Here is a 25081-nt window from a genome sequence, read left to right on the forward strand (position 1 = left end):
CCGACGGCGTCGGCGAACGCTGACCTCGCTGACAGGTGCAAGACGAGTCTCCGTCGGTAAACTCCCAGAACATCGACGTGGGGGTCCTGATGGGGAATGGCAAGAAGAAGAAGGCTGACAAGCCAACTGAGCCCGAGAAGAAGGTTGTAACGCCCAAGAACGCTGTTGCCGCTTTTGTCGGAGCAGCGGTGCTCGTCGGTGTGGCGGACTGGATCTCAGGCGGTGTCGAGCGGTTGCCCGGCTACGTCATGGACCAGTTCCAGAGTGAGTCGCCGGCGGTAGAGTCTCCGGCGGTTGTCGCCACGGCTGAGCGCGTCGACCCGGTCGACTTCTGCCGTGGCAGTGGCGGCTGGGTCAGCCCAGAGTCGGGGGACTCGCTGCCGAAGACCTGGTTAGAAGCACGTGCCTTGGACGAGGAAGTTCCGGCGATTCCAGCTACCCCGCTGCTCGTCGACATCTTGGTTCAAGGTGCGACGGAGTCGGCAGTCGTGACCGACGTCGACATCGTCCATCTGCAGGCCATCGAGGCGCCAAGTACAAGCGCGCACTTTCTCTGGGTCCTGGACTGCGGTGGGGGACCGGTCGCGTCCGTCCCCCTCGGCTTTCAGTTGGAGGAGGATATGCCGGAAGGTGGCACCATCTCGCCGACCCTCGGACGGACACCCACCCTTACGCCCTACGATCCGGAGGCTTTCCCGCGCACTGTCCCGGTTGGTTCGCCGGACAACTACGGGGTGACCGTTTTCTACGACGGCACTGGCGCCTACGAATTCGACCTTGAGGTCTCGTGGGCCGACGGCCAGCGCGAGGGAACCATCACTTTGGACAACGCCGGCGAACCCTTCCGGGTGGCCGGCATCTCGGAGCGCAACTCCTTCCTCAACTACGTCGGTGACTGGGCCGCGGCCACACCAAGGGAGGTCGACGCCGTGCGCCTCGGCGGCACGTCTAGGCCGCAGGCTGCCGGTCGGTAGCCTGTCGGCGCCACGGGCGAGATTCAGGCACTGCGGCCGCGAGATGGGGTGCCGGCCGCTTGGCCCCGGCGAACGCTTGAGGCGGTGGGCGATGCGGCCGCTTGTCGATGGCGGGCCGCTACCGCCTGCCGACTCGTCCGGGTGCGGCTCCCCGCGGTGGTGGGCAACTCGCCCTGGCCCGGTGCTGGACCACCCCTGGGGGCGCGCGAGGGCAGGCAGACCAGGCGGGTCAACCCAGGGGAGGGCGCGCGACGTTGGGGCGCGCGTCCTCCTCAGGCCCAGGCTTGTCGCCTGGGAGGGGAGCGACCCACCTGGGGCGTGGGCAGGCGCGTGGGCGCCCCGGTCTTTGGCCCCTCGACCCAGGTGGGCAGGGCCCCCAGGGGCGACGACGCGCGTCCACGAGGGCGACGGCACGTGTGCCCGCCGGGCCCCGGGCGCGCGCCGCGGGGTAGGGGGCCTCGATCGGTTTCCGGTTTCCCGGTCGCCGCTCTCGCTATGCCTTTGCTCTTCCCCTTCGTAACTGAGCGACGCCTGTCGGCGGCGCTGGGTACGGTCGCGGCCATGAAGAGGTGGGTGGTGCCCGAGCACTCGAACAAGGCGGTCCAGCGGGCCAGCCGGACGATCGGCAGGGGCACGGGCACGGCCGAGGAGATCCAGGCCGCGCGGGACGTCCTGAGCAACTACCGCCTCGCCCACGCGTTCCCGCTGAACGCGGTGACCGTGACCGTGCGGCAGCGGGCGCTCGCCGTGAACCCGGACGCCGTCGTCGCGGAGCGCCGGAAGCGCCTGCCGACCCTCCTCGACAAACTGCGCCGCCACCCGACGATGAGCGTGACGACGATGCACGACCTAGGCGGCTGCCGGGTCGTCGTCGAGACCATCGCCGAGGTGGACGAGTTGGTGGGCGTCCTGGTCGACCTGCCGCGGAGCCAGAATCGAGTCAAGCGCGTCTACGGCTACCTGCGCGACGACCCGGGGCCGCGCGACTCCGGCTACCGGGGCGTCCACCTGGTCTACGAGTACGGGGCCTCAAAACCCAAATACCACGGCCTGAGGATCGAACTGCAGGTGCGGACGCAGTTGCAGCACGCCTGGGCCACCGCGGTCGAGACGATGGACCTGTTCTCGGGCAGCGAGCTGAAGTACGGCAAGGGCGACCCGGACGTCCTACGGTTCTTCGTCCTGGTCAGTTCCCTCATGGCGCGCGAGGAGGGGACCGCCCCGGTGCCCGGCGCCGAGGGGTCGGCCGAGGAGATGGCGGCCGAGTTGGCGCGTCTGGAGGCGGACGTGGGCGTCCTGAGGCGCCTGCGTGGCTACGCGGCGATCGTGGGCGAGCACGCCAGGACGGACCGGCGCAACACGCTGACCCTCGAACTGCGGCGCCGGGAGGGCCGGCTGACGGTCACGGTCTTCGAGACCCTGGCGGCGGCAGAGGCCCGCCTGACGGAGTTGGAGGCGCTGGACGACGACAACCTGGACGCGGTGCTCATCAACATCGCGAAGATCGGCCAACTGCGTGACGCCTACCCGAACTACTACGCGGACACCGGCCGCTTCACCGACTTCGTGAAGACGCGGATCTAATCGGGACCGGGCACCCCGAACCTGTGGAGATCCGGAGGCGGGGGGTGCGGCGCCCTGGGCATGGTTGGACTTGTGACGAGCCACCAAGAGGCGAAGCGGCGCGCCGACGAGCACCTGCGGGAGCAGGGCGTCCGCCTGCGCGCCTCGGGGGCGTCGCGGAGCGCGCGCTACGGAGTGTGGGTCGTCGCGTACCGGGACCCGGCCGAGCCGGACGCCGCGCTGGACGGCGGCGCCCTGGTCGTCACCGACGAGGGCGGCGTCCACGACATGGGGTCGGTGCCCGGGGCCCTCGACGACCTGATGATGGCCCTCGGGCGCTGGCCCGGCGCGGAGCCGGCGGACGTGCTCGGGCCGCCGGCCGACGGGGCCACGGTCACCGACCTCGCGGCATGGGCCGAGTCGAGGCGGTAGCCGGTTGCTCCGGGACGCCGCTGCGCGCTCTACGGATGTCGAGGTGTTTACGTCTCCAGGCTTCCGGGGGAGTCTGCCGGGCCGGGTGCCTCCACGCCGGGGTCGGCCGCGAGACCCCCTAGCAACTCGCCCGCCACGCCTACGGCACCAGCGGTCAGAGCGAGACTGACGTCCACTCCGGAGGCGATCCCGCCGAGGAGGACGAGGACGCGGATCAGTTTCTTCCCCCGCTCGACCCACTCTCCCCGAGTCGCCGGCGGAAGCCGCTGCCCGACCACGGCCACCTCGCCGACCACCTCAGTGGCGGCCGCGGCCACCCGGCCGACGCCGAAGAGGTCCACGTTGTCGATCAGCCAGACCACGTGCGTCAGCGTCCTGATCAGGCCGCTCCGCAACTCGGCCGGCAGGTCCTTCTCTTCGGCCAGGGCGACGAGCCACTCGTCCACGACCGCCCGCAACTCGGTCAGGTCTGTGCTCCCTGGCACGGCCAGCGAGTTCTCCAGGCGAGCCTCGACGAGGTCGGCGAACGAGGCGAGTTGGTCGAGGGCGGGGCGGTCCACGACGCTGACCATCGCTGTGTTCTGGTGCCACGTGACGCGGGGCGCCACGATCGCCGTCCACCACTTTCGGTCGTACCGCGCGGCCCTCTCCCGTGCCGCCTCGGGCAGGGACTCGATGAGGGCCAGGGTCCCGGTGTACAGGCCGACCACCTCCGCGTGCCGGCGGGTGAACTCGCGGGAGGTGGCCTCCACCGCGAGCATCGCGCCCCAGGAGTTCTCGACGGTGTCGCTCATCTCGATAGCCCTGGAGAGGAGGTCGTGGAGGGCACGGGCGTCGTTGGTCGCGGTCACTTCGCTGCTCCTGCGGTGCGCATGCGGACTTCGGTGATGGTGCTGGGTCACGGTAGTGGCAGGCGCATGCACCTCGCCGGGGGCCGGCGCTGGTGGCTCGCGATGATCTGTCCCGACAGGTCTGTCCGATCACGCCCGCCAGACGACCTGCAGCCGGTCGTCTGAGAAGCGGGTGCCCCTGGACGGAGCCCTCGCCACGACGACGGCCTCGACGACCGTGTCCACGACCGCCCGCCGGCGGTCCAGGTCGAGGTCGGGGAAGTCGTCGGGCGACGCCGTCACCGGCCGGGGCGCGGCGGCCGGCCGCTCGGCCTCCAGGCGGCCCTGCTCGGCCTCCAGCGCCTGCACCTGGGGGAAGACCACGGCGGCGGAGAGCACGCCGCCCTGGAACGCGGTCATCAACTCCTTCACCTGGCCCGGGATCGCCGCGAGGCGGGCCTCGCCCGGCCAGGCGGCGGGGGCGGCGGTGGCGCCGGTCAGGTCCCCGGTGCGTAGCCGCCCGGCCACGACGGCCGTGACGAGCGCGTCGGTCTGCCGGCCGGCGATGGTCACGCTGTGGCCGGACCCCTCCACCTTGCAGGCGTAGGCGTGCCCGGCGGGGGTGCGGTAGCCGTGCATCCGGGCGCCGCACTCGCCGCAGCGGGCGACGCCGGAGAGGAGGGTTTTCTGGGCCCCCCGCCGGGTGCGCGGCGCCCGCCCGTCGAGCGCTGCTTGGAGGGCGTCGAAGGTGGCCTGGTCGACCATCGGCGTCCACACCCCGCGCACGCGCTCCCCGCCGGCGTCGCGGGCGTGGCCGCCCTGGTGCGTGCGCCACCCGGCGAGCCGCGGGTTGCGCAGCACCTGGCGGACGGCGGTGTGGTTCCACTCCTTGCCCCGCGTCGTCGTCACCCCGGCGGCGTTCCAGCGCCGGGCGACCTCGCGCAGCGGCACCCCGTCGATGACGTCCTCGACGGCGGCCCGGAGGAGCCGGCCCTCCTTGGGGTGCAGCCGCCGCTTGTCCTCTGCCCAGCCGAACGGCCGGGTGCCCTGGTTGACCGAGCCGGCCTGGGCCTTCTCTAGGAACTTCCGCTGCAGCCGCTCCCCGGTGCGCTCGGCCTCCGCGGCGTCCCACGCGGCCACCGTGATCGCCACGGCGCGGCCGTCCGCGGTGGTCAGGTCGTGGGAGCCGGAGGCCACCGTCTGGATCTGCATCTTGCCCTGGTTGGCGAGGACGATGAGTTCGATCCACTGCGCGGGCCGCCGCGTGAGCCGCGAGTTCGAGTACGCCACGATCACGTCGACCTGCCCCGCCCGGACGGCGTCGAGCATCGCCTCGTACTGCGGGCGCGGCTTCTTGCTCAGGCTGCTCGCCGAGATGTCGTTGTCGACGAACGGCGGCTCGACCAGGCTCCACCCCTCGCGCTCGACGATCGCGCGGCAGTCCTCCTCCTGGCGCGCCACCCCGAGCCCGTCCTGCTCGGCGTCACGGCTGATCCGGCAGTAGATCGCGGCCCGCTTCACCGGTCGCCGCTCTTCCCGGAGAGGCGCGCGCTGTGCTGGGCCTCGGCCCAGGTCGCCACGTCGCGGGCGCCCTCCGGGTCGAGGTCCGCGAGGATCGCCAGGCCCTCGTCGCTGGGCTGGTCCTGGTCGAGGAGCACCGACACCTCCCGGGGCAGGGCGCCGGCCACGTCCCCGGACGCGACCACGAGGTCGCCGGGCAGGTACCACCCGCCGGGCACGCGCCGGACGGTCAGGGGCTCGCCGTCGGCGGTGACGACGCGGGCCAGGGTGCCGGCCGGCTGGGCTTCCATCTCGGCCTCCAGGGCGGCTGGGTCGGTGGTGGGTAGGTTCATCGCGCGCATGGGCGGGGCTCCTCGGTATGGTCGGACGGTAGCACCGGGCTGGTGCGTTTCGTCCCTCGACGAGTTCCCCCTGTTTCGCTCCGACGTCATCGACGCGCTCCGGCAGCCCCTCGAGACCGGGGGAGGTGAGCATCGCGCGGCGCGACGAGATGGTGCGCCTGCCGGCGCGCTGCATGATCGTGCTGGCGTGCAACCCGTGCCCGTGCGGTGAGTACCGCGTCCTGGCCCGCGAGAACCGCTGCACGTGCTCGGAGGTGCGTCGTCGCGACTACCGGGCGCGGGTCGCCGGCCCGGTCGAGGACCGGATCGACGTGGTGCGGCACGTCGAGCCGGCCCGCCTCGGCGCGGAGCGCGACCCGATGGCCGTCCACGAGTCCTCCGCCACCGTGCGGGCCCGGGTCACCGGGGCCCGGCAGCGGCAGGACCGACGCTTCGCCGACGACCCCTGGCGGCTCAACGCGCACGCGCCGGCGACCGCGCTGAACGAGCGGTGGCCGCTCGGGGCCGACGCGTCGCGGCTGGTCGAGGACGCGGTCTACGCCGGCCGGCTGACCCGCCGGGGTGCCGTCCGCGTGCACCGCCTCGCGCTCACCGTCGCCGACCTGGCCGCGCCCGCCGGCGCCGCCGACGGGCCACCCGGGGCCGACGACGTGGCGGTCGCGCTCCGGCTGCGCTCCGGCCAGCCGCTGCTGGTCGAGACGCTGTCGCGGCGGGCCAGGTGAGCGCCGCCGCGGTGCCGGGACACGTCGACGAGCAGGAACGCCTGGCCCGGGTCGCCCTCGGCCGGCTGACCGAACCCGGGGACCCCCGGCTGCTCGACCTCGTGGCCGAGCTCGGCGCCTGCCGGTTGCGCGACGCGCTGCTCGACCAGCGCAGCCAGGGCGCGCCGGACGGGCTCGCGATCGACGCGTCCGGGCGGGTCGGGGGGTGCGACCCGGAGGCCGACCTGGAGAGGGCGGACCGCCTCGGCATCCGCTTCGTCGTGCCCGGGGACGACGAGTGGCCGACCGCGCTGGAGGACCTGCGGTCCGTGCCGGCGCTGCACGCCCGCGGCGGGCCGCCGCTCGGGCTGTGGGTGCGCGGCCCGCTCGACCTGCGGGCGCTGGAGTCCTCGGTCGCCGTGGTCGGGTCCCGCTCGGCCACGACCTACGGGACCGAGGTGGCCACCGACGTCGCCGTGCGGGTCGCCAGGGCCGGCCGGGTCGTGGTCTCCGGGGCGGCCTTCGGCATCGACCAGGCCGCCCACCGGGGCGCGTTCGTCGGCCAGGGACCCACCGTCGCGGTCCTGGCCTGCGGGACCGACCGGGACTACCCGAAGGCGCACCGGCAGCTGCTGGCCGCCATCGCCGCGGAGGGGGCGGTCGTCTCGGAGGCGCCGCTCGCCGACGACCCGACCCGGGTCCGGTTCCTGGCGCGCAACCGCCTGATCGCGGCGCTCTCGCAGGGCACGGTGGTCGTCGAGGCGGCGGTGCGCAGCGGGGCCCTGAACACCTCGACCTGGGCGGAGCGGCTCCGGCGGGTGGTGATGGCGGTGCCCGGGCCGGTGACCAGCGTCCAGTCCCAGGGCGTGCACCAGCTGCTGCGCCGCGGCGAGGCCAGCCTGGTCACCTCGGGCGAGGACGTCCTGGAGCTGGTGGGTGCTGCGGGGGAGTGCCTGGTCCCCGAGCCGCGGGCCGCGCCGACCCGTCGCGACCGGCTCACGGCGCGGGAGCGCCAGGTGCTCGACGGCGTCCCGGCCGGGGGACCGGCGCCCACCGACGAGGTCGCGCGCGCCGCCGGCATGGGACTGCTCGAGGTCGGCTCGGCGCTGCGGAGGATGGCCGCGGCCGGCCTGGTCGAGACCGCTCCGGAGGGGTGGCGGCTCACCGTTGCAGCACGCGACGACCTCCGGTGAGAGGTCGGACCCGGTCCCGGCCCTGCCGCGGCCCGCCGGTCGACCTCACGGCTCCGGGGTCCCCGCCCGCCTAGCATGACGCGATGAGCGCGCCCGGGCCCGACGAGCCCCTCCCCGAGCCGTTCGCGCAGCTCCTGGCCGACTACGAGCGGCACCTGGTCGCGGAGCGGGACCTCACCCCGCACACCGTGCGGGCCTACCTCGCCGACGTCGCCGGGCTGCTCGGTCACGCCGCCCGTCGTGGGGCGACGGACCCGACCGACCTCGACCTGCGGTCGCTGCGCAGCTGGCTCGCCAGGCAGCAGTCCCAGGGCCTCTCCAGGTCCACGCTGGCGCGCCGGGCGACCGCCGCGCGCGTCCTGACGGCATGGCTGGCGCGCACCGGGCGTACGCCGGGCGACGTCGGCGCGAGCCTGGGCTCGCCGCGACCGCACCGCACCCTTCCCGCCGTGCTCCGCGCGGACGAGGCGGAGGCCATGGCACGTTCTGCGGTGGCGGACGCCGCCGACGTCGACGGCGTCGCGTCGCCGGTGGGCCTGCGCGACGCGGCGCTGCTGGAGCTGCTCTACGCCACCGGGATCCGGGTCGGCGAGCTGGTCGGGCTCGACGTCGACGACCTGGACCGGGACCGGGACCTGGTCAGGGTCCTGGGCAAGGGCCGCAAGGAGCGGTCCGTGCCGTACGGCCGGCCCGCCGCTGCCGCCCTGCGGGACTGGCTCACGCGCGGGCGTCCCGCGCTGGCGGTCCCCGGGTCCGGCGCCGCCCTGTTCCTCGGCGCCCGCGGGGCGCGGCTCGACCAGCGCGCGGTGCGGACCGTGGTGCACCGGCAGGCGGCGACGGTGCCCGGCGCCCCGGACATCGGCCCCCACGGCCTTCGCCACTCCGCAGCCACGCACCTGCTCGAGGGGGGCGCAGACCTGAGGTCGGTGCAGGAGATCCTCGGGCACTCCTCGCTGGCCACGACGCAGCGCTACACCCACGTGACGACCGAGCGGCTCCGCCGCGCCTACCAGCAGGCGCACCCCCGGGCCTGATCCGGGCGCCCGGATCAGCCGACGGTCATCGCTCGCGGCCACGGCCAGGTGCCGACCCGGACCGCAGGTGCCTCGAGGGGGAGCAGGCGCACCGGCCCGGCCCCCACCAGCAGCAGCGGGTCCAGGTAGGTCTCGCCGGCGATCCAGCCCCAGTGCAGGCAGGTCGCGGGGAAGCAGTGGGAGGCCGGGCCGGGCCGTACCCGGCCCACCGGCTCGCCGGCACGCACCTGCGTCCCGGGCCGGACCGAGGCGTCCACCGGTTCGTAGGTGGTGCGCGTGGCCCCGTGGTCGACCACCACGACGCCGCGCCCCGCGATGCTGCCCGCGAAGGTGACGGTGCCGGGCAGGGCGGTGCGCACCGGCTGGCCCGCCGCGGCGGCGAGGTCGACGCCGCGGTGACCGGCGGCGTAGGGCGTGGGTGGTGGCGCGAAGCGGTGCACCACCGTCGGCTGCGGGCGCAGCGGCCAGGTGCCGACGGGCACCTCGTCCGCCGCGCTCCCCGGCAACGGGCACGCCACGAGCAGCAGCAGGGCGAGCAGCAGCGGGACGAGGTGTCGGTACCGGGTCGGGGTCACCGCCCCATCCCAGCGCCCGGGGGAGCGGGGGAGGTCGCGCCACGGGGGACCGGTGGACCAGGTCGCCGTCTGGGGCCGCTGTGGACGGACCCGGGCCGATTGGCCGCGTGCGCGGGCCTGGACTACCCTGGAGCGGATCGGTCCCCGGACCGAAATTCGCACGTCCACCGACCACGACGGTGCTCCCCGGAGCGCCGACCTCCCGTGGGTGTCGGTCCCCAGGTCCCAGCCGCTCGCCGCGAGGCGTCGGACGGGTGGGGTCGCACGTGGGCGTCAGGGCGGCCGGCACCAGCCGGGCGCATCAACTCTGAACACGACCGGAGCACGTCCCGGTCCGTCCTGTGCCAAGGGCGGGCGCACGGGGTGCGCTCCACACAGGAGAACATCACCATGGCAGTCGTCACCATGCGCCAGCTCCTCGAGAGCGGCGTCCACTTCGGGCACCAGACCCGTCGCTGGAACCCCAAGATGAAGCGCTTCATCATGACCGAGCGCAACGGCATCTACATCATCGACCTGCAGCAGTCGCTGTCCTACATCGACACCTCGTTCGCCTTCATCAAGGAGACGGTGTCCCGCGGCGGCGCGATCATGTTCGTCGGTACGAAGAAGCAGGCCCAGGAGGCCATCGCCGAGCAGGCGACGCGCGTCGGCATGCCCTACGTCAACCAGCGCTGGCTCGGCGGCATGCTCACCAACTTCCAGACGGTGCACCAGCGGATCAACCGCCTCAAGGAGCTCGACGACGTCGACTTCGACGACGTGGCCGGCTCCAGCCGCACCAAGAAGGAGCTCCTGCAGATGAAGCGGGAGCGCGACAAGCTCGACAAGACCCTGGGCGGGATCCGCGACATGACCCGCGTGCCCGCCGCGGTCTGGGTGGTCGACACCAAGAAGGAGCACCTCGCCGTCGAGGAGTGCCGCAAGCTGAAGATCCCGATCATCGGGATCCTCGACACCAACTGCGACCCCGACGAGGTCGACTTCCCGATCCCGGGCAACGACGACGCCATCCGCGCCGTCGGTCTGCTGACCCGCGTGATCGCCGACGCCGTCGCCGAGGGCCTGATGGCCCGCTCCGGTGGCAAGGCGTCCGCCGGCACCGGCACCACCGAGGAGCCGCTGGCCGAGTGGGAGCGCGAGCTGCTCGCCGGTGACGCCGACAAGGCCGCCGTGGCCGCGACCGGTGGCGACGCCGCCGCGACCACCCCGGCCGCCGAGGGCACGGGTGCCTCCTCCGAGGCCGCCGAGTCCGCCGCCGCCGCGGCTCCCGCCGCCGAGGCCACCCCGGCCGCGCCGGCCCCGGCCGCCGAGGGCGAGACCGCCGAGGCGCCTGCCGCGACCGAGGCGCCCGCCGCGACCGAGGCGCCCGCCGCCGAGGCTGCTGAGGCCCCCGCCGACGCCGAGGCGTCGACCACCGAGGCCTGAGCCTCACCCGCACGAACCCGTACGACCGAACCACCCCGTCGCGTCCGCGCGGCGGGGTGGTGCGGTCACGTAGCACGTAGAGAAGTCGAGGGAGACGAGAAGATGGCAAGCTTCACCGCGGCCGACGTCAAGAAGCTGCGCGAGCAGACCGGCGCCGGGATGATGGACTGCAAGAAGGCGCTCGAGGAGGCCGAGGGCGACCACGGCCAGGCCGTCGAGCTGCTCCGCGTCAAGGGCGCCGCCAAGGCCGCCAAGCGCGGTGCCGAGCGCGAGGCCTCCGCCGGCCTCGTCGTCACCTCCGGTGGCGCGCTCGTCGAGATCAAGTGCGAGACCGACTTCGTGGCCAAGAACGACGACTTCGTCGCGACCGCCCAGCGCATCGCGGAGGCCGTCGAGGCCGCCCACGCCGGCGACGTCGAGTCCGTCAAGGCCGTGCCGCTGGACGGCAAGACCGTCGGGGAGGTCGTCGAGGAGCTCGCGATCACCATCGGCGAGAAGATCGAGCTGGGCCGGGTGGCCTACTTCGAGGGCCCCGTCGTGACCTACCTGCACCGCCGCGCCGCCGACCTGCCCCCCGCCGTGGGCGTGCTGGTCGAGTACGACGGCGACGCCGACGCCGCTCGCGGTGCCGCCATGCAGGTCGCCGCGATGCGTCCGCAGTACCTGACCCGCGACGAGGTCCCGGCCGACGTCGTGGCCAAGGAGCGCGAGATCGCCGAGGCCACCTCCCGCGAGGAGGGCAAGCCCGAGCAGGCGATCGCCAAGATCACCGAGGGTCGTCTCAACGGCTTCTTCAAGGACGTCGTGCTGCTCGAGCAGCCGTCGGTGACCGAGAACAAGAAGAGCGTGCAGGCCGTCCTGGACGCCTCCGGCACCACCGTGAAGCGGTTCGCCCGTTTCGAGGTCGGCGCCTGATCGGCTAGGTTGCGCGAACACGCAGGAGGCCGGTCCGATGAGGAGGAGACGACTCATCGGACCGGCCTCTTCGTGTGCCCCTGCCCGCTCCACCCCCAGGAGGACCCGGCCGTGACCGGATACAACCGTGTGCTGCTCAAGCTGTCCGGCGAGGTCTTCGGCGGCGGCAAGGTCGGCATCGACCCCGACGTCGTGCAGCGGATCGCCCACGAGATCGCCGAGGTCGTGCAGACCGGGACCCAGGTCGCGGTGGTGACCGGCGGCGGGAACTTCTTCCGCGGCGCCGAGCTCCAGCAGCGCGGCATGGACCGGGTCCGGGCCGACTACATGGGCATGCTCGGGATCGTCATGAACTGCCTGGCCCTTCAGGACTTCCTGGAGAAGCTGGGCGTCGACACCCGGGTCCAGACCGCCATCACCATGGGCCAGGTCGCGGAGCCGTACGTCCCCCGCCGCGCCATCCGGCACATGGAGAAGGGGCGGGTGGTGATCTTCGGTGCCGGGATGGGCATGCCGTTCTTCTCCACCGACACCGTCGCGGTCCAGCGCGCGCTCGAGAGCCGGTGCGAGGTCGTGCTCTACGACAAGTCCGGCGTCGACGGGATCTACTCCGCGGACCCCAAGAAGGACCCGAGCGCCACCAAGTTCGACGAGCTCACCTACGACGAGGCGATCAGCCGCGGCCTGCAGATCATGGACCAGACGGCCTTCACGCTGTGCAGCGAGAACAAGCTGCCGATGATCGTCTTCGGCATGGCCGACGAGGGTGCGATCCTGAAGGCGGTGCGGGGTGAGAAGATCGGGACGTTGGTGCACCCCGGCTGATGCCCTGCTGACCCCGGTCACGCGCCGCGGTCGCACCCGTACGTCCCCGCACCACCGATCCCCAGGAGCTCCCCGTGATCAACGACATCCTCAACGAGGCCGACGCCAAGATGGTCAAGTCGGTCGAAGCGACGCGTGAGGACTTCGCCGCGATCCGTGCCGGTCGGGCGCACCCGAGCATGTTCAGCAAGATCCTGGTCGACTACTACGGCTCGCCCACGCCGCTGCAGCAGCTGGCCTCCTTCACCGCCCCCGAGGCCCGGGTCATCCTGATCCAGCCCTACGACCAGGGCGCCATGAAGGGCATCGAGCGCGCGATCCGCGACTCCGACCTCGGCGTGAACCCCGCCGACGACGGCAAGATGATCCGCTGCGTGTTCCCCGAGCTGACCGAGGAGCGCCGCAAGGAGTACATCAAGGTCGCGCGCGGCAAGGCCGAGGACGGCCGGGTGGCCGTGCGCAACCTGCGCCGCACCGCCAAGCAGAACCTCGAGAAGCTCGAGAAGGACGGCGAGGTCGGCAAGGACGACGTGACCGGCGCGGAGAAGCGGCTCGACGGCGTCACCAAGAAGCACACCGACGCCATCGACGAGATGCTCAAGGCCAAGGAGTCGGAGCTGATCGAGGTCTGAGGACCTCGACGCGACCGCCGCCGGGATGAGCACCCCACCCACTTCCCCGTCCCCGACGAGCCCGGGCCCGCCCTCCGACGAGCAGGTGCCCGGTCGGCCCCACCCGACCCCGGCGCAGCGCAAGGACCACGGCCGGGCCGGGCGCAACCTGCCTGCGGCCGTGGGCTCGGCGGTGCTGCTGCTCGGTCTGGTCGGCGGCACGCTGTACTTCGTCAAGCCGGTCTTCATGCTGGTCGTGGTGGCCGCCGTGGTCGTCGCGGTCTGGGAGCTGCACCGCGGTCTCCTGGCCAAGGACATCGACATCCCCGAGCAGCCGATCATGGTCGGCGGCGGCGTCATGGTGGTGGTGGCCTTCGTCTGGGGTGCCGAGGCGCTCGTGACGGCCACCGCGGTGACCGCGCTCGTGGTGATGCTGTGGCTGCTGCGACGGGGCATCGACGGCTACGTGCAGAACGCCACCGCAGCCGTCTTCACCGTCGTCTACGTGCCGTTCCTCGGCTCCTTCGTCGCCCTGCTGCTGCGCGAGGGCGGGCTGACGGGCAACGGTCTCGGCGACGACGGCGTCGCCGGCGTCATCGTCTTCATCGTGGTCACCATCGCCTCCGACATCGGCGGCTACGTCGCCGGCGTGCTGTTCGGCAAGCACCCGATGGCCCCGGTCATCTCGCCCAAGAAGTCCTGGGAGGGCTTCGCCGGGTCGTTCGTGTTCACGGCCGCCGCCGGTGTGGCGCTGGTGGTCCTGCTGCTCGACGGCGACTGGTGGGTCGGCATCGCCCTGGGCCTGATCGCGGTCGTGATGGCCACCCTGGGCGACCTGTGCGAGTCGGTGATGAAGCGCGACCTCGGGATCAAGGACATGAGCCAGGTGATCCCCGGGCACGGCGGGCTGATGGACCGGCTCGACTCCATCCTGGCCACGGTCGCGCCGATCTGGCTGCTGCTGCACTACGCGGTGTTCTGAGCCGGGTGACCCCGCCCCGGAGCGCCGAGCACGCTCCCGGGCCCGAGGTGCCTACGATCATCCGATGACCGACGCACCGTCCGCCGCCGAGGCGCCGTCGACCCCGACCCCGGTCGGGCAGGGCGACGACGCCTCACCCGAGCCCCGGTGGTGGCACCGCGACCATCCCACCTTCACCGCGCTCGCCGGCTTCTTCACCGGGCTCGTCACGATCATCGTCGTGCCGGGCCTGTACGCGGGCCTGCTCAGCACCCTGACCGACACCGACACCGCCGAGACCCTCTTCCCGTTCGTGCTGCTCGTGCTCGTCGTGCCGATCGGGCTGAGCATCGCGCCCCGGACCCGCCGGTTCGGGCTCTACCTGCTGCTCGGGATGGTCTCGACCGCGGTGGTGATGGCCGTGGTGGCCGCGCTGGTGCTGCTCGTGCTGGTCCGCACGGGCTGAGCCGGCCGGGCCGCGGGTTCGGTCCGGTGCCCGTCGCGGTGCGACACTGGGGGAGCCATGCCTGAGAACACCGCCCCCTCCTCCGCCCCTGCCGTCCCGGCGGCCGCCGCCGTGGCCCCCGCCGAGCCGGCCGGTCGTGCCGCCCTCCCGCTGGTCTTCGACGAGCCGCGCGGGCGCGCCAAGCCGCCGCGCCACCTCGCCGACCTGACGCTCGACGAGCGGGTCGCCCTGGCCGCCGAGAAGGGGCTGCCCGGCTTCCGCGCCAAGCAGCTCTCGAACCACTACTTCGCGCGTCTGGTCGACGACCCGGAGCTGATGACCGACCTGCCCGCCGCGCAGCGCGAGCCGCTGGTCGCCGGGCTGCTGCCGACGCTGATGACGCCGCTGCGCACCCTCGAGGCCGACAAGGGCACCACCCGCAAGACGCTGTGGAAGCTCTTCGACGGCGCGCTGGTCGAGTCGGTGCTGATGCGCTACCCGGGTCGCGTGACGATGTGCGTCTCGAGCCAGGCCGGCTGCGGCATGGCCTGCCCGTTCTGCGCCACCGGTCAGGGCGGCCTGCAGCGCAACATGTCGACCGCGGAGATCGTCGAGCAGGTGCTCGCCGGGGCGCGGTCGCTGCAGCGTGGCGAGGTCCCCGGCGGCCCGGGCCGGGTCTCCAACGTGGTCTTCATGGGCATGGGGGAGCCGCTGGCCAACTACAAGGCGGTCGTGGGCGCCGTACGCCGGCTCACCTCGCCGGCGCCCGAGGGCCTGGGCATGTCGGCGCGCGGCGTCACCGTGTCGACCGTCGGCCTGGTCCCGCGGATCCGCCAGCTCACCGAGGAGGGCATCGCCTGCACGCTCGCCCTGAGCCTGCACGCGCCCGACGACGAGCTGCGCAACGAGCTGGTCCCGATCAACACCCGCTCCTCGGTCGCGGAGACCGTCGAGGCCGCCTGGGACTACGCCCGCGTCACCAAGCGTCGCGTCTCCATCGAGTACGCCATGATGCGCGGCATCAACGACCAGGCCTGGCGCGCCGACCTGCTCGGCGACGTGCTCAACGGGTTCGGCGACTGGGGCTGGGTGCACGTCAACCTGATCCCGCTGAACCCGACCCCGGGGAGCAAGTGGACGGCCTCCGACCCGGCCGACGAGCGCGAGTTCGTGCGCCGGCTCGAGGCCAAGGGCATCCCGACCACCGTCCGCGACACCCGCGGCTCGGAGATCGACGGCGCCTGCGGCCAGCTCGCCGCCACCGAGTAGCCGAGATGACGCTCGCGGACAGCCGAGATGACGCTCGCGGCGCCTCGAGATGACGCTCGCGGCGCGTCGAGATGACGCTTCCGGACACTAGTCTGGGTTCGTGACCCGGACGACACCACCCGACGCCGCCCGGGTGGTGGCCGCGAGCGCCGCCTGGATCTGGGTGCCCGAGCAGGCGCGCACGGTCGAGACCGACGACTTCCTGCTGGTGCGCTACCCGGACTGGTTCTTCCACCCGCTCGAGCTCGCGCGGTTCGACCCGGCCGGCGACCTCGGGACGGCCCTCGACGCCGCCCTGGCCGCGGCACGCACCTTCGACCTCCCCGACGACGCGGAGCTGACCGCCTGGGTCCGGCTCGCCGCCCCGGCCGGCCTGCTCGAGGCGTACGTCGACCGGGGCGGCGTCGTCGACGAGACGCTCGATGTGCTCGCCCTCGACCTGACCGCCGGTCCGCCCGACCTCGGCGAGGCCGGCGACGGCGTGGACGTGCGCTGGGTCGACGACGTGCAGGGCCTGCGGGACCTTGCCGGGGTCAACGTCGAGGTGTTCGGGGGCAAGCCCGTGCCGGAGGAGGAGCTCGAGCCCTCTCTCGCGCGCTGGCGCGAGGCGCGGTCCGCCGGGCGCGGTGGCCAGGTCGTGGCGTACGACCGGGGTCACCCGGTGGGCTCCGGCGGGGTCAGCGTCGTCGACGGCGACGTCCGGCTGTGGGGCGGCGGCGTGCTCGAGGAGGCCCGCGGGCGGGGGGTCTACCGCGCGATGCTCGCGGAGCGGGTCGCCGAGGGCCTGAGACAGGGCGCCGGGCTGGCCCTCGTCAAGGGCCGGGTCGAGACGTCCGGGCCGATCCTGCAGCGGGCCGGGTTCCACGTCTTCGTGCGCGAGGTCTCCTGCACCCTCCCGCTCTGAGTCCGCCGCGGACTCGTCCGTCCCTGTTCACCTGACGTCCACGGCGGGCCGCACCGGGCGTACGGCCCCCGCTCCTAGCGTCAGCGCCATGGCCCCGACCCGCGGTCCCCTCTGTCCCACCCAGCCGCTGCGCGTGCTCGTCGTCGCGGAGTCGTTCCTCCCGCAGGTGAACGGCGTCACCAACTCCGTGAGGCGGGTGCTGGAGCACCTGGCCGCCGACGGTCACGTCGCCGAGCTGGTCGCCCCCACCGGGCCGCCGACCTACGCCGGCTTCCCCGTGACCCACGCCCGCGGCGCCGCCCTGCCGTTCTACCGCGACTTCCGGCTCGGGCTGGAGAGCAGACGCCGCCTGGTCGCGGTGATGCAACGGTTCCGTCCCGACGTCGTGCACGTCGCCTCGCCCGCCGTGCTCGGGCTCACTGCCGTGCGCGCCGCCGAGGAGCTCGGCATCCCGGTCGTCGCGGTCTACCAGACCGACCTGGTGGGCTTCGCGCAGCGCTACGACCTGGCCGGGGGCGTGCGCGCGATGACGTACCTGACCCGTCGCATCCACGGCGACGTCGCGCTGACCCTGGCGCCGTCGACCGCGAGCCGCGACCAGCTGCTCGACCTCGGGATCGACCGGGTCGCCCTCTGGCGCCGAGGCGTGGACTCGTCCGCCTTCCACCCCGTGCGCCGGGACGCGTCGTTGCGCGCGACGCTGTCGCCGCAGGGGCGGCCGCTGGTCGGCTACGTCGGCCGGCTCGCCCCCGAGAAGGAGCTCGACCTGCTGGGCGTGCTCGACCGGGACCCGCGGCTGCAGCTCGTGGTGGTCGGCGGCGGGCCGGACGAGGACCGGCTGCGCGCGTCGCTGCCCGACACCCGGTTCCTCGGCGTGCTGCACGGTGACGACCTCGGCCGGGCGTACGCCTCCCTCGACGTGTTCGTGCACACCGGCCGGCACGAGACGTACTGCCAGTCCGCCCAGGAGGCGCTGGCCTCCGGCGTCCCGGTGGTGGCGCCCGCGCAGGGCGGGCCGCTCGACGTGGTCGACCACGGCGTCGACGGGTTGCTCTACCCGCCCGGGGACGCCGCTGCGATGGTTGCCCACGTGGGAGAGCTGCTCGACGACCCGCTGCGTCGCCGGCTGGTCGGCGTCGCCGCCCGGCGCGCCGTCCGGGGGCGGTCCTGGGCCGCGGTCAACGCCGCCCTGGTCGAGCACTACCGCGGCGTCGTCGGCGCCGCAGGCGAGGTGCGTACGGCCGCCTGAGGCGCCGGAATCGTCATCTCGAGGCGCCGCGAGCGTCATCTCGGCTGTCCGCGAGCGTCATCTCGGCGGGCGGGTGACGACGTCGGCGGCCTCCTCGACGGTGTCGACGAGGTGCACGTGCCGCTCCATCACGCGGCCCCGGGCCAGGGCTCGCAGCAGCGGCCAGACCGGCAGCTCCTCGGTCCAGTACCGCTCGCCGACCAGCACCATCGGCGCCACCGAGGCCTCGTCGGCGTAGTAGTTCTCGCAGGCGTCCTGGAAGACCTCCTGCACCGTGCCGGCGGCGCCGGGAAGGAAGACGATGCCGGCGTCGCAGACCTCGAGCAGGATCGCCTCGCGGGTGGCGTTGCGGACGTACTTGGCCACCGCGGTCGCGAACGCGCCGGGCGGCTCGTGGCCGTAGTGCCAGGTCGGGATGCCGAGCGAGGGCGTCGCGTCCGGCCAGCGGGCGACCACGTCGAAGGCCAGCAGCACCCACGCGTCGATCGAGGGCCGGTAGGTCGGGACCGCGGCCAGCTGCTCCAGCGCCACGTCGAGCACCGCGGCGTCGTACGACGCGAGCCGCGCCCCCAGGTTGGCGGCCTCCATCGCGCCGGGGCCGCCCCCGGTCGCCACGGTCAGGGCGGCGCCGTCGGGGTCGGCGAGCAGCCGGCCGAGCCGGGCCGCGTCCCGGTAGGTGGCCTCCCCGCGCGCGGCCCGGTGCCCGCCCATCACGCCGACCAGGCGACGGCCCTCGCGCCACCGGGCCAGGGCCTCGTCGACGGCGTGGTCGTGCAGCGTCTCGGCCAGCGCGTGGGCGCCCTCTCCCTCGCCACCGTCCTGGACCCAGGCGTAGGCCCGACCGTCCAGGCTGTCGGGCCAGTGCAGGGTGTCGTAGAGCTCGGCGGGGGAGTACAGGTCGGCGCGGTAGACGTCGAGGGGCGTGTCCGGCAGGTGGGGCAGCACCAGCGCGCCGGCCTCCTCGGCCGCGACGGCGTCGCCCGGCGCGAACGCGCAGCCCAGGAAGGTCGCCCCGGCCAGCCGGCACCGACGCAGGGCGTCGCCGTGCCCGGACAGGTCGAGCGAGCGCACCCGCCAGCCCGACAACGACCGGGCCCCGGCGGCCAGGCGCCGCTCCAGCTCGGCCAGGGAGGCGATGTCGACGGTGCGGCCCCGGGAGGACCGCATGCTCAGCGCACGCCCCAGGAGTAGGTCTGCTTGCGCAGCCCGAGGTACATGAACGTCTCCGTGCCGGCGACGCCGTCGATGGCGCGGATGGAGCCCGAGATGATCTCCAGCAGGTGGTCGTCGCTCTCGCAGACCAGCTCGGCCAGGATGTCGTAGCGCCCGGCGGTGACCACGACGTAGTCGACCTCCTCGAGCGCCCCGACCGCCTCGGCCACCGGCTCGATCGGGCCCTCGACGGTGATCCCGACCATGGCCTGGCGCGCGAAGCCGAGCTGGAGGGGGTCGGTGACCGCCACGATCTGCATCGCGCCGGTCTCGACCAGCCGGTGCACGCGCTGGCGCACCGCCGCCTCCGAGAGCTCGACCTTCTTGCCGATCGCGGCGAACGAGCGGCGTCCGTCGGTCTGCAGCTCGGCGATGATGGCCTTGGAGGTCTCGTCCAGCGGCGTGGGGCGCGGGTCGCGTCGCATCGTCATGACGGCAAGGTATCCCGGTCGGGCGCCGGGGGTGACAGCCGCGCCCACCCCGGGTCCGTACGAGGGATTCCGTTGCGTTTGCGTTTCGTGACGACTCGATCCCTTGTCGGGGCCGGGGTGTCGTGACACGATCCACCACACCCCGACCGGTGACCGGAGGACAGTGCATGCCGCCAGGCCCGCCCGTGAACAGCTCCGCAGGACCCTCGACACCCGAGCCCGCGCGTCGCTCGACCCTCAGCCGCCGCGGGTTCCTCACCGCCGGGGGCGTGGCCGCCGGCGTCGGGATCAGCGTGGCCGCCCTGGACCTGCCGTTCTTCTCCGTCGCCGGCGCCGCCCAGGACCCGATGGCCTGCCGGGCCACCGACGTGTCGGCGAGCGAGGCGCGGATGGTGATCTCCAACTGGACCGGCTACATCGACCCGCGCAACAAGCCGGGCTCGACGCTCGCCGACTTCACCGCCTCCACCGGCATCGAGGTGGAGTACAACGTCGACGTCAACGACAACGCCGAGTTCTACGCCAAGGTCAAGAACCAGCTCGGCTCCTGCGACCCGATCGACCGCGACCTCATCGTCCTCACCGACTGGATGGCCGCGCGGATGATCGGCCTGGGCTGGGTGCAGCCGCTGGACCGCGGCGCCGTGCCGAACCTGCACCAGAACCTCATCCCCGACCTCCGGGGCAAGGCGTGGGACCCCGACGAGACCTTCCACGCCCCGTGGCAGAGCGGCCTGACCGGGATCGCCTACAACGCCGCCGAGGTCGACGAGGTCGGCTCGTTCTCCGAGCTGCTGACCCGCCCGGACCTCAAGGGACGCATCACCCTGCTGACCGAGATGTACGACACGATGGGCTTCATGCTCAAGGTCGTCGGGGCCGACCCCGGCGACTTCACCCCCACGCAGTGGGAGGACGCGATGGACCGGCTGCGCCAGGTGATCGCCGACGGCCAGCTGCGCAGCTTCGCGGGCAACAACTACCTCCAGGAGCTCTCGGCCGGCAACATCCTGGCCTGCGAGGCCTGGTCGGGCGACGTGCTGCAGGCGCAGCTGGAGAACCCCGACATCCGGTTCGTGGCGCCCGAGGAGGGGCTGTCGCTCTGGAGCGACAACATGCTGGTGCCCAACCAGGCCACGCACCAGGCCAACGCCGAGCGCTGGATCGACTACTACTACGACCCCGAGGTCGCCGCCCGGCTCGCGGCGTGGGTCAACTACATCTGCCCCGTCGAGGGTGCGCAGGAGGCGATGGAGCAGGTCGACCCCTCGCTGGCGGAGAACCCGTTGATCTTCCCCGACGCCGAGCTGCTCCGCTCCACGTGGGACTTCAAGGCGCTGGACGACCGTGAGCAGTCGCAGTACGAGAGGGAGTGGGCCGATGTCACGACTGGCTGAGCACGAGGTGGCCGGGGACCCGGTCGGCGCCGGACCGAGCGGCCCGGAGGGGGCGTACGACGGCCTCCGGATCCGGGCGCTCACGAAGTCGTTCGGCTCCTACACCGCCGTCCGCTCCCTCGACCTCGACATCCCGCGCGGCAGCTTCTTCGCGCTGCTCGGCCCCTCGGGCTGCGGCAAGACCACCACGCTGCGGATGGTGGCCGGCCTCGAGCAGCCGACCTCGGGCACCATCACGCTGGCCGGCGAGGACATCACCCGGACCAAGCCGTACCGGCGCCCGGTCAACACCGTCTTCCAGAGCTACGCGCTCTTCCCTCACCTCGACGTCGCCGAGAACGTCGCGTTCGGCCTGAAGCGTCGCAAGGTCAAGGACGTCGACGCCCAGGTCGAGGCGATGCTGGCCCTGGTCGAGCTGGAGACCCAGGCCACCAAGAAGCCCGCCCAGCTCTCCGGCGGCCAGCAGCAGCGGGTCGCCCTGGCCCGGGCGCTGATCAACCGGCCCGAGGTGCTGCTGCTCGACGAGCCGCTCGGCGCGCTCGACCTCAAGCTGCGCCGCTCGATGCAGATCGAGGTCAAGCGGATCCAGACCGAGGTGGGGCTGACCTTCGTCCACGTCACCCACGACCAGGAGGAGGCCATGACCATGGCCGACACGGTCGCGGTGATGAACGGGGGCGTCGTGGAGCAGATGGGCGCACCCTCCGAGCTGTACGAGAACCCACGCAGCACGTTCGTGGCCAACTTCCTGGGCCAGTCCAACCTGATCGAGGGCACCGTGCGGCACCGCGACGCCGACCTGGTCACCGTCGACATGCAGGGCGTGACCGTGAGCGTGCCGGCCCACCGGGTGCACACCGACGGCGACCGCGGCTGGGTCGGCATCCGGCCGGAGAAGGTGCTGATCGGCGAGGTCGGCGCCGAGCTCGACGCGCCGGGCAACACCGTGCCGGGCGGCGTCATCACCGACGTGTCGTTCGTCGGGGTCAGCACGCAGTACCTGGTGCGGATGCCGTGGGGCCAGGAGCTCCAGGTCTTCGCCCAGAACACCGGGCGCCAGCGGATGTTCGCCCACGGCGAGCAGGTCGAGCTGTCCTGGCGCCCCGAGTACGCCTTCCTGCTCGACGCCTTGCAGGACGCGGCGGCCGGGGCGGACCGGGCGTCCGGGTGAGCGTCGAGGCACCCGCGCCGCCGCGGACGCCCGGGGGCGGTCCCGCGGCCCGGCCCGCCCGCCGCCCGCGCCGGCCCCGCGGGTCGATCACCGGCTACCTGCTCCTCGCGCCCGCTGGGATCTTCCTGCTGGCCTTCTTCGTGGTGCCGTTCTACTCGCTGGTCGCGACCAGCCTCTTCGACCCGTCGGGCTCGGACTTCCGCGGCTACGAGATGACCTACGCGTGGGGCAACTACGTCGACGTGGTGCGGGACTACTGGGGTCCGCTGCTGCGCGCGATGGTCTACGGCGCCGCCGCCACCGCGGCCTGCCTGGTGCTCGGCTACGTGCTGGCCTACGCCATCGCGTTCAAGGCCGGGCGGTGGAAGAACCTGATGCTGGTGCTCGTCATCGCCCCGTTCTTCACCAGCTTCCTGATCCGCACGCTGAGCTGGAAGCTGATCCTGGCCGACGACGGGTTTGTGGTGAACACCCTGCAGGCGCTGCAGCTCCTCGGTGACGACGGCCGGCTGCTGGCGACGCCGTTCGCGGTGATCGCGGGGCTGACCTACAACTTCCTGCCGTTCATGGTGCTGCCGCTCTACGCCAGCCTCGACAAGCTCGACCCACGGCTCGTGGAGGCCTCCAGCGACCTCTACGCCAACCCCGTCGCCGGGTTCTTCAAGGTCACCTGGCCGCTCTCGCTGCCCGGGGTCGTCTCGGGCACCCTGCTGACCTTCATCCCGGCCACCGGCGACTACATCAACGCCGAGCTGCTGGGCTCGACCAACAACCGGGTGATCGGCAACGTCATCCAGAGCCAGTTCACCGACGCCAACAACTACCCGGTGGCCGCCGCGCTGTCGGTGCTGCTGTCGGTGCTGATCGTGGTGATGGTGCTCGTCTACGTGCGCCGCGCCGGGACGGAGGAGCTGCTGTGAGGTGGGTCCGCGACAACCTCGTGCTGCTGCTCGGGCTGGCGGTGCTGGTCTACACGTTCGTGCCGATCGCGGTCGTGGTGCTGATGAGCTTTAACGCCCCCGACTCGCGGCTGGTCTACAGCTTCGACGGGTTCACGTTCGACAACTGGCTGAACCCCTGCGCCGATCCCGACCTGTGCTCCGCGCTCGGGGTCAGCATCAGGATCGGTGCCCTGGCCACCCTCGGGTCGACCGTGCTCGGCACGCTGGCCGCGTTCGCGCTGGTGCGGCACCGCTTCCGCGGCCGCTCGGCCTCGAACCTGCTGATCTTCCTGCCGATGGCCACCCCGGAGGTCGTCCTCGGCAGCTCGCTGCTGGCGCTGTTCGTCGCCTCCGGCCTGGCCGGGCAGCTGGGCTTCTGGACGATCCTGGTCGCGCACGTGATGTTCTGCCTGTCGTTCGTCGTGGTCACGGTGCGCGCGCGCCTGGCCGGGATGGACGACTCCCTGGAGCAGGCCGCGATGGACCTGTACGCGACCCCGGCGCAGACCTTCTGGCGGGTCACCTTCCCGCTGGTCCTGCCCGGCATCCTGGCCGCCGCGCTGCTGAGCTTCTCGCTGAGCTTCGACGACTTCATCGTCACCAACCTGAACTCCGGCAACACCACGACCTTCCCGATGTACGTCTGGGGCGTCGCCCGGGTGGGCATCCCGATGCAGGTCAACGTGATCGGGACGCTGATGTTCGTGCTGTCGATCGCGGTCGTGATCGGCGTCGAGGTCCGCAACCGGAGACGGCAGGCCCCCGTTGCCTGACACCCTCGCCGACGCCGCCCCCCGCTGCTACTGGCTCGACGACCCGGCCCGCCCGGACCCGCTCCCGCCGCTGCTCGACGACGTCACCGCCGACCTGGTCGTCGTCGGCGGCGGGTACGCCGGGCTGTGGGCGGCGCTGCGCGCCCTGGAGCGCGACCCCGGTCGTACGGTCGTGGTGCTCGAGGCGGGCGCGTGCGGCCAGGAGGCCAGCGGGCGCAACGGCGGCTTCGCCTCCGCCAGCCTCACCCACGGCTTCGGCAACGGCCTCGAGCGGTGGCCCGAGGAGCTCAGCCAGCTCGACCGGCTCGGGGCCGAGAACCTCGCCGCGATCGGCGAGACGGTCGAGCGGTACGCCGTCGACTGCGACTTCCGGCTCGCCGGCGAGCTGACCGCCGCGACCGCACCGCACCAGGTCGAGGAGCTGACCGCGCTGGGGGAGGCGATGCTCGCGGCCGGGCACGACGTGGAGGTCCTCGACGCCGCGGCGACGCGGGCCCGCGTCGACTCCCCGACCTGGCTCGGCGGCCTGCACGAGCCGGGCGGCACCGCGCTGGTCGAGCCGGCCCGACTGGCGTGGGGCCTGCGCGAGGCCGTCCGCGGCCTCGGCGGGGTGGTCCACGAGGGCAGCGCCGCGACCGGGCTGGCGCGCGAGGGGGCCGGGGTGCGCGTGCGTACCGCCCGGGGCAGCGTCACGGCGCGGCACGCCGTGCTGGCGACGAACGCGTTCCCGTCGCTGCTGCGCCGGCTGCGGCTGATGACGGTGCCGGTCTACGACCACGTGCTGATGACCGAGCCGCTCGACGCCGCGCAGCGGGCGGCGATCGGGTGGGCCGGACGGGAGGGCCTGGCCGACGCCGGCAACCTCTTCCACTACTCGCGACTGACCCGCGACGACCGGCTTCTGTGGGGCGGCTACGACGCGGTCTACCACTGGGGCAGCCGGATCGACCGGTCCCTGGAGCAGGGGCGTACGCACGCGCTCCTCGCCGACCAGCTGGTCGAGGCCTTCCCCGCGCTGGCCGACGTACGGATCTCGCACCGCTGGGGCGGCGTGATCGACACCTGCACCCGCTTCACCGCGTTCTTCGGCACCGCGCTGGGCGGGCGCGTCGGGTACGCCGCCGGCTACACCGGGCTCGGTGTGGCCGCGACCCGGTTCGGGGCCGACGTCGTGCTGGACCTGCTGGCCGGGGAGGAGACCGAGCGGACCGCGCTGCGGATGGTGCGCGAGAAGCCGCTGCCGTTCCCGCCCGAGCCGCTGCGCTGGGGCGGGATCACCGCCACCCGGCACTCCCTGGCCGCGGCCGACGCCCGGGGTGGTCGCCGCAACCTGTGGCTGCGCGGCCTGGACCGGGCAGGACTCGGCTTCGACTCCTGACCCGGTC

Annotated in this window: 26 protein-coding genes; 20 read left to right on the top strand and 6 right to left on the bottom strand. The window is 73.1% G+C overall.

Annotated elements, in window-relative coordinates; translation table 11 throughout:
• Nucleotides 1-77 precede the first annotated feature (77 nt).
• The 3 genes from ENKNEFLB_RS06970 to ENKNEFLB_RS06980 all read left to right on the top strand — a co-directional run bounded on the left by ENKNEFLB_RS06970 (nt 78) and on the right by ENKNEFLB_RS06980 (nt 2969).
• Nucleotides 78-974 carry a hypothetical protein gene (locus ENKNEFLB_RS06970; protein WP_214058525.1) on the top strand — a complete coding sequence of 299 codons (897 nt, stop codon included), beginning with the start codon at nt 78-80 and terminating at the stop codon, nt 972-974.
• Nucleotides 975-1535: 561 nt separating this feature from the next.
• Entirely contained in the window at nt 1536-2558 is a 1023-nt protein-coding gene (locus ENKNEFLB_RS06975; RefSeq protein WP_214058526.1) for a RelA/SpoT domain-containing protein, read from the top strand.
• Between the two features lie 72 nt (nt 2559-2630).
• The gene (locus tag ENKNEFLB_RS06980) at nt 2631-2969 is read left to right on the top strand and encodes a hypothetical protein (RefSeq protein ID WP_214058527.1); all 339 of its coding nucleotides are present in this window, start codon (nt 2631-2633) and stop codon (nt 2967-2969) included.
• A 47-nt stretch (nt 2970-3016) separates the two neighbouring features.
• Here ENKNEFLB_RS06980 and ENKNEFLB_RS06985 read toward each other — a convergent pair whose 3' ends face one another.
• The 3 genes from ENKNEFLB_RS06985 to ENKNEFLB_RS06995 form a co-directional block, all read right to left on the bottom strand.
• The gene (locus ENKNEFLB_RS06985) at nt 3017-3820 is read right to left on the bottom strand and encodes a hypothetical protein (RefSeq protein WP_214058528.1); all 804 of its coding nucleotides are present in this window, start codon (nt 3818-3820) and stop codon (nt 3017-3019) included.
• 129 nt (nt 3821-3949) lie between these two features.
• A complete protein-coding gene (locus tag ENKNEFLB_RS06990) occupies nt 3950-5320 on the bottom strand; it encodes a recombinase family protein (RefSeq protein WP_214058529.1) in 1371 nt (456 codons plus the stop codon).
• A complete protein-coding gene (locus ENKNEFLB_RS06995; RefSeq protein WP_214058530.1) occupies nt 5317-5661 on the bottom strand; it encodes a hypothetical protein in 345 nt (114 codons plus the stop codon). Before ENKNEFLB_RS06995 ends, ENKNEFLB_RS06990 begins: the two co-directional genes overlap by 4 nt.
• 125 nt (nt 5662-5786) lie before the next feature.
• Between ENKNEFLB_RS06995 and ENKNEFLB_RS07000 the strand changes: the two genes are divergently transcribed.
• The 3 genes from ENKNEFLB_RS07000 to ENKNEFLB_RS07010 all read left to right on the top strand — a co-directional run bounded on the left by ENKNEFLB_RS07000 (nt 5787) and on the right by ENKNEFLB_RS07010 (nt 8589).
• Nucleotides 5787-6383 carry a magnesium chelatase subunit ChlI family protein gene (locus tag ENKNEFLB_RS07000; protein WP_214058531.1) on the top strand — a complete coding sequence of 199 codons (597 nt, stop codon included), beginning with the start codon at nt 5787-5789 and terminating at the stop codon, nt 6381-6383.
• The gene (gene dprA / locus ENKNEFLB_RS07005; RefSeq protein WP_246535883.1) at nt 6380-7555 is read left to right on the top strand and encodes a DNA-processing protein DprA; all 1176 of its coding nucleotides are present in this window, start codon (nt 6380-6382) and stop codon (nt 7553-7555) included. Before ENKNEFLB_RS07000 ends, dprA begins: the two co-directional genes overlap by 4 nt.
• A gap of 83 nt (nt 7556-7638) precedes the next feature.
• The gene (locus tag ENKNEFLB_RS07010) at nt 7639-8589 is read left to right on the top strand and encodes a tyrosine recombinase XerC (RefSeq protein ID WP_214058532.1); all 951 of its coding nucleotides are present in this window, start codon (nt 7639-7641) and stop codon (nt 8587-8589) included.
• Between the two features lie 14 nt (nt 8590-8603).
• On the opposite strand, the gene ENKNEFLB_RS07015 is transcribed toward ENKNEFLB_RS07010, so the two are convergent.
• Nucleotides 8604-9164: a M23 family metallopeptidase gene (locus ENKNEFLB_RS07015; protein WP_214058533.1), complete on the bottom strand. Its 561-nt coding sequence runs from the start codon at nt 9162-9164 to the stop codon at nt 8604-8606.
• A 390-nt stretch (nt 9165-9554) separates the two neighbouring features.
• Between ENKNEFLB_RS07015 and rpsB the strand changes: the two genes are divergently transcribed.
• The 9 genes from rpsB (at nt 9555) to ENKNEFLB_RS07060 (ending at nt 17771) form a co-directional block, all read left to right on the top strand.
• Nucleotides 9555-10592, top strand: a complete 1038-nt coding sequence (rpsB, locus tag ENKNEFLB_RS07020; protein WP_214058534.1) for a 30S ribosomal protein S2 — start codon at nt 9555-9557, stop codon at nt 10590-10592.
• Between the two features lie 102 nt (nt 10593-10694).
• Nucleotides 10695-11507, top strand: coding sequence for a translation elongation factor Ts (tsf, locus tag ENKNEFLB_RS07025; RefSeq protein WP_214058535.1), 813 nt, complete (start codon nt 10695-10697; stop codon nt 11505-11507).
• A 111-nt stretch (nt 11508-11618) separates the two neighbouring features.
• Nucleotides 11619-12332, top strand: coding sequence for a UMP kinase (gene pyrH, locus ENKNEFLB_RS07030; RefSeq protein WP_214058536.1), 714 nt, complete (start codon nt 11619-11621; stop codon nt 12330-12332).
• 77 nt (nt 12333-12409) lie between these two features.
• Entirely contained in the window at nt 12410-12964 is a 555-nt protein-coding gene (gene frr / locus ENKNEFLB_RS07035) for a ribosome recycling factor (RefSeq protein WP_214059361.1), read from the top strand.
• A gap of 25 nt (nt 12965-12989) precedes the next feature.
• Nucleotides 12990-13925, top strand: coding sequence for a phosphatidate cytidylyltransferase (locus ENKNEFLB_RS07040; protein WP_214058537.1), 936 nt, complete (start codon nt 12990-12992; stop codon nt 13923-13925).
• 64 nt (nt 13926-13989) lie between these two features.
• Entirely contained in the window at nt 13990-14370 is a 381-nt protein-coding gene (locus ENKNEFLB_RS07045; RefSeq protein ID WP_214058538.1) for a hypothetical protein, read from the top strand.
• Nucleotides 14371-14427: 57 nt separating this feature from the next.
• Nucleotides 14428-15618 (top strand): dual-specificity RNA methyltransferase RlmN, encoded by a 1191-nt coding sequence (gene rlmN / locus ENKNEFLB_RS07050; protein ID WP_214058539.1) that lies wholly within the window; start codon nt 14428-14430, stop codon nt 15616-15618.
• A gap of 100 nt (nt 15619-15718) precedes the next feature.
• Entirely contained in the window at nt 15719-16522 is an 804-nt protein-coding gene (locus tag ENKNEFLB_RS07055; protein ID WP_214058540.1) for a GNAT family N-acetyltransferase, read from the top strand.
• An 88-nt stretch (nt 16523-16610) separates the two neighbouring features.
• Nucleotides 16611-17771: a glycosyltransferase family 4 protein gene (locus ENKNEFLB_RS07060; protein ID WP_214058541.1), complete on the top strand. Its 1161-nt coding sequence runs from the start codon at nt 16611-16613 to the stop codon at nt 17769-17771.
• A gap of 57 nt (nt 17772-17828) precedes the next feature.
• Here ENKNEFLB_RS07060 and ENKNEFLB_RS07065 read toward each other — a convergent pair whose 3' ends face one another.
• Both ENKNEFLB_RS07065 and ENKNEFLB_RS07070 read right to left on the bottom strand, forming a co-directional pair.
• Nucleotides 17829-18938 (bottom strand): LOG family protein, encoded by a 1110-nt coding sequence (locus tag ENKNEFLB_RS07065; protein WP_214058542.1) that lies wholly within the window; start codon nt 18936-18938, stop codon nt 17829-17831.
• A gap of 2 nt (nt 18939-18940) precedes the next feature.
• On the bottom strand, nt 18941-19414 hold the full coding sequence (locus ENKNEFLB_RS07070; protein ID WP_214058543.1) for an Lrp/AsnC family transcriptional regulator: 474 nt from the start codon (nt 19412-19414) through the stop codon (nt 18941-18943).
• A gap of 185 nt (nt 19415-19599) precedes the next feature.
• Between ENKNEFLB_RS07070 and ENKNEFLB_RS07075 the strand changes: the two genes are divergently transcribed.
• From ENKNEFLB_RS07075 to ENKNEFLB_RS07095, 5 genes are read left to right on the top strand one after another with little or no spacing between them, the layout of a single operon-like run.
• Complete coding sequence (locus ENKNEFLB_RS07075; protein ID WP_246535884.1) at nt 19600-20811, top strand: ABC transporter substrate-binding protein; 1212 nt, start codon at nt 19600-19602, stop codon at nt 20809-20811.
• Entirely contained in the window at nt 20795-21982 is a 1188-nt protein-coding gene (locus ENKNEFLB_RS07080; protein ID WP_214058544.1) for an ABC transporter ATP-binding protein, read from the top strand. Before ENKNEFLB_RS07075 ends, ENKNEFLB_RS07080 begins: the two co-directional genes overlap by 17 nt.
• A complete protein-coding gene (locus ENKNEFLB_RS07085; RefSeq protein ID WP_246535885.1) occupies nt 21979-22902 on the top strand; it encodes an ABC transporter permease in 924 nt (307 codons plus the stop codon). Before ENKNEFLB_RS07080 ends, ENKNEFLB_RS07085 begins: the two co-directional genes overlap by 4 nt.
• Complete coding sequence (locus ENKNEFLB_RS07090) at nt 22899-23696, top strand: ABC transporter permease (protein WP_246535886.1); 798 nt, start codon at nt 22899-22901, stop codon at nt 23694-23696. Before ENKNEFLB_RS07085 ends, ENKNEFLB_RS07090 begins: the two co-directional genes overlap by 4 nt.
• Entirely contained in the window at nt 23689-25074 is a 1386-nt protein-coding gene (locus ENKNEFLB_RS07095; RefSeq protein WP_214058545.1) for an NAD(P)/FAD-dependent oxidoreductase, read from the top strand. Before ENKNEFLB_RS07090 ends, ENKNEFLB_RS07095 begins: the two co-directional genes overlap by 8 nt.
• Nucleotides 25075-25081 lie beyond the last annotated feature (7 nt).

The organism is Nocardioides aquaticus, assembly GCF_018459925.1.
GTDB lineage: Bacteria > Actinomycetota > Actinomycetes > Propionibacteriales > Nocardioidaceae > Nocardioides > Nocardioides aquaticus.

Excerpts from the sequence above, each read along its gene's own strand:
- ENKNEFLB_RS06975 (WP_214058526.1), top strand. The coding sequence starts at position 1,536 with ATGAAGAGGTGGGTGGTGCCCGAGCACTCGAACAAGGCGGTCCAGCGG.
- ENKNEFLB_RS06995 (WP_214058530.1), bottom strand. The coding sequence starts at position 5,661 with ATGCGCGCGATGAACCTACCCACCACCGACCCAGCCGCCCTGGAGGCC.
- ENKNEFLB_RS07010 (WP_214058532.1), top strand. The coding sequence starts at position 7,639 with ATGAGCGCGCCCGGGCCCGACGAGCCCCTCCCCGAGCCGTTCGCGCAG.
- rpsB (WP_214058534.1), top strand. The coding sequence starts at position 9,555 with ATGGCAGTCGTCACCATGCGCCAGCTCCTCGAGAGCGGCGTCCACTTC.
- tsf (WP_214058535.1), top strand. The coding sequence starts at position 10,695 with ATGGCAAGCTTCACCGCGGCCGACGTCAAGAAGCTGCGCGAGCAGACC.
- ENKNEFLB_RS07040 (WP_214058537.1), top strand. The coding sequence starts at position 12,990 with ATGAGCACCCCACCCACTTCCCCGTCCCCGACGAGCCCGGGCCCGCCC.
- ENKNEFLB_RS07045 (WP_214058538.1), top strand. The coding sequence starts at position 13,990 with ATGACCGACGCACCGTCCGCCGCCGAGGCGCCGTCGACCCCGACCCCG.
- rlmN (WP_214058539.1), top strand. The coding sequence starts at position 14,428 with ATGCCTGAGAACACCGCCCCCTCCTCCGCCCCTGCCGTCCCGGCGGCC.
- ENKNEFLB_RS07060 (WP_214058541.1), top strand. The coding sequence starts at position 16,611 with ATGGCCCCGACCCGCGGTCCCCTCTGTCCCACCCAGCCGCTGCGCGTG.
- ENKNEFLB_RS07065 (WP_214058542.1), bottom strand. The coding sequence starts at position 18,938 with ATGCGGTCCTCCCGGGGCCGCACCGTCGACATCGCCTCCCTGGCCGAG.
- ENKNEFLB_RS07070 (WP_214058543.1), bottom strand. The coding sequence starts at position 19,414 with ATGACGATGCGACGCGACCCGCGCCCCACGCCGCTGGACGAGACCTCC.
- ENKNEFLB_RS07080 (WP_214058544.1), top strand. The coding sequence starts at position 20,795 with ATGTCACGACTGGCTGAGCACGAGGTGGCCGGGGACCCGGTCGGCGCC.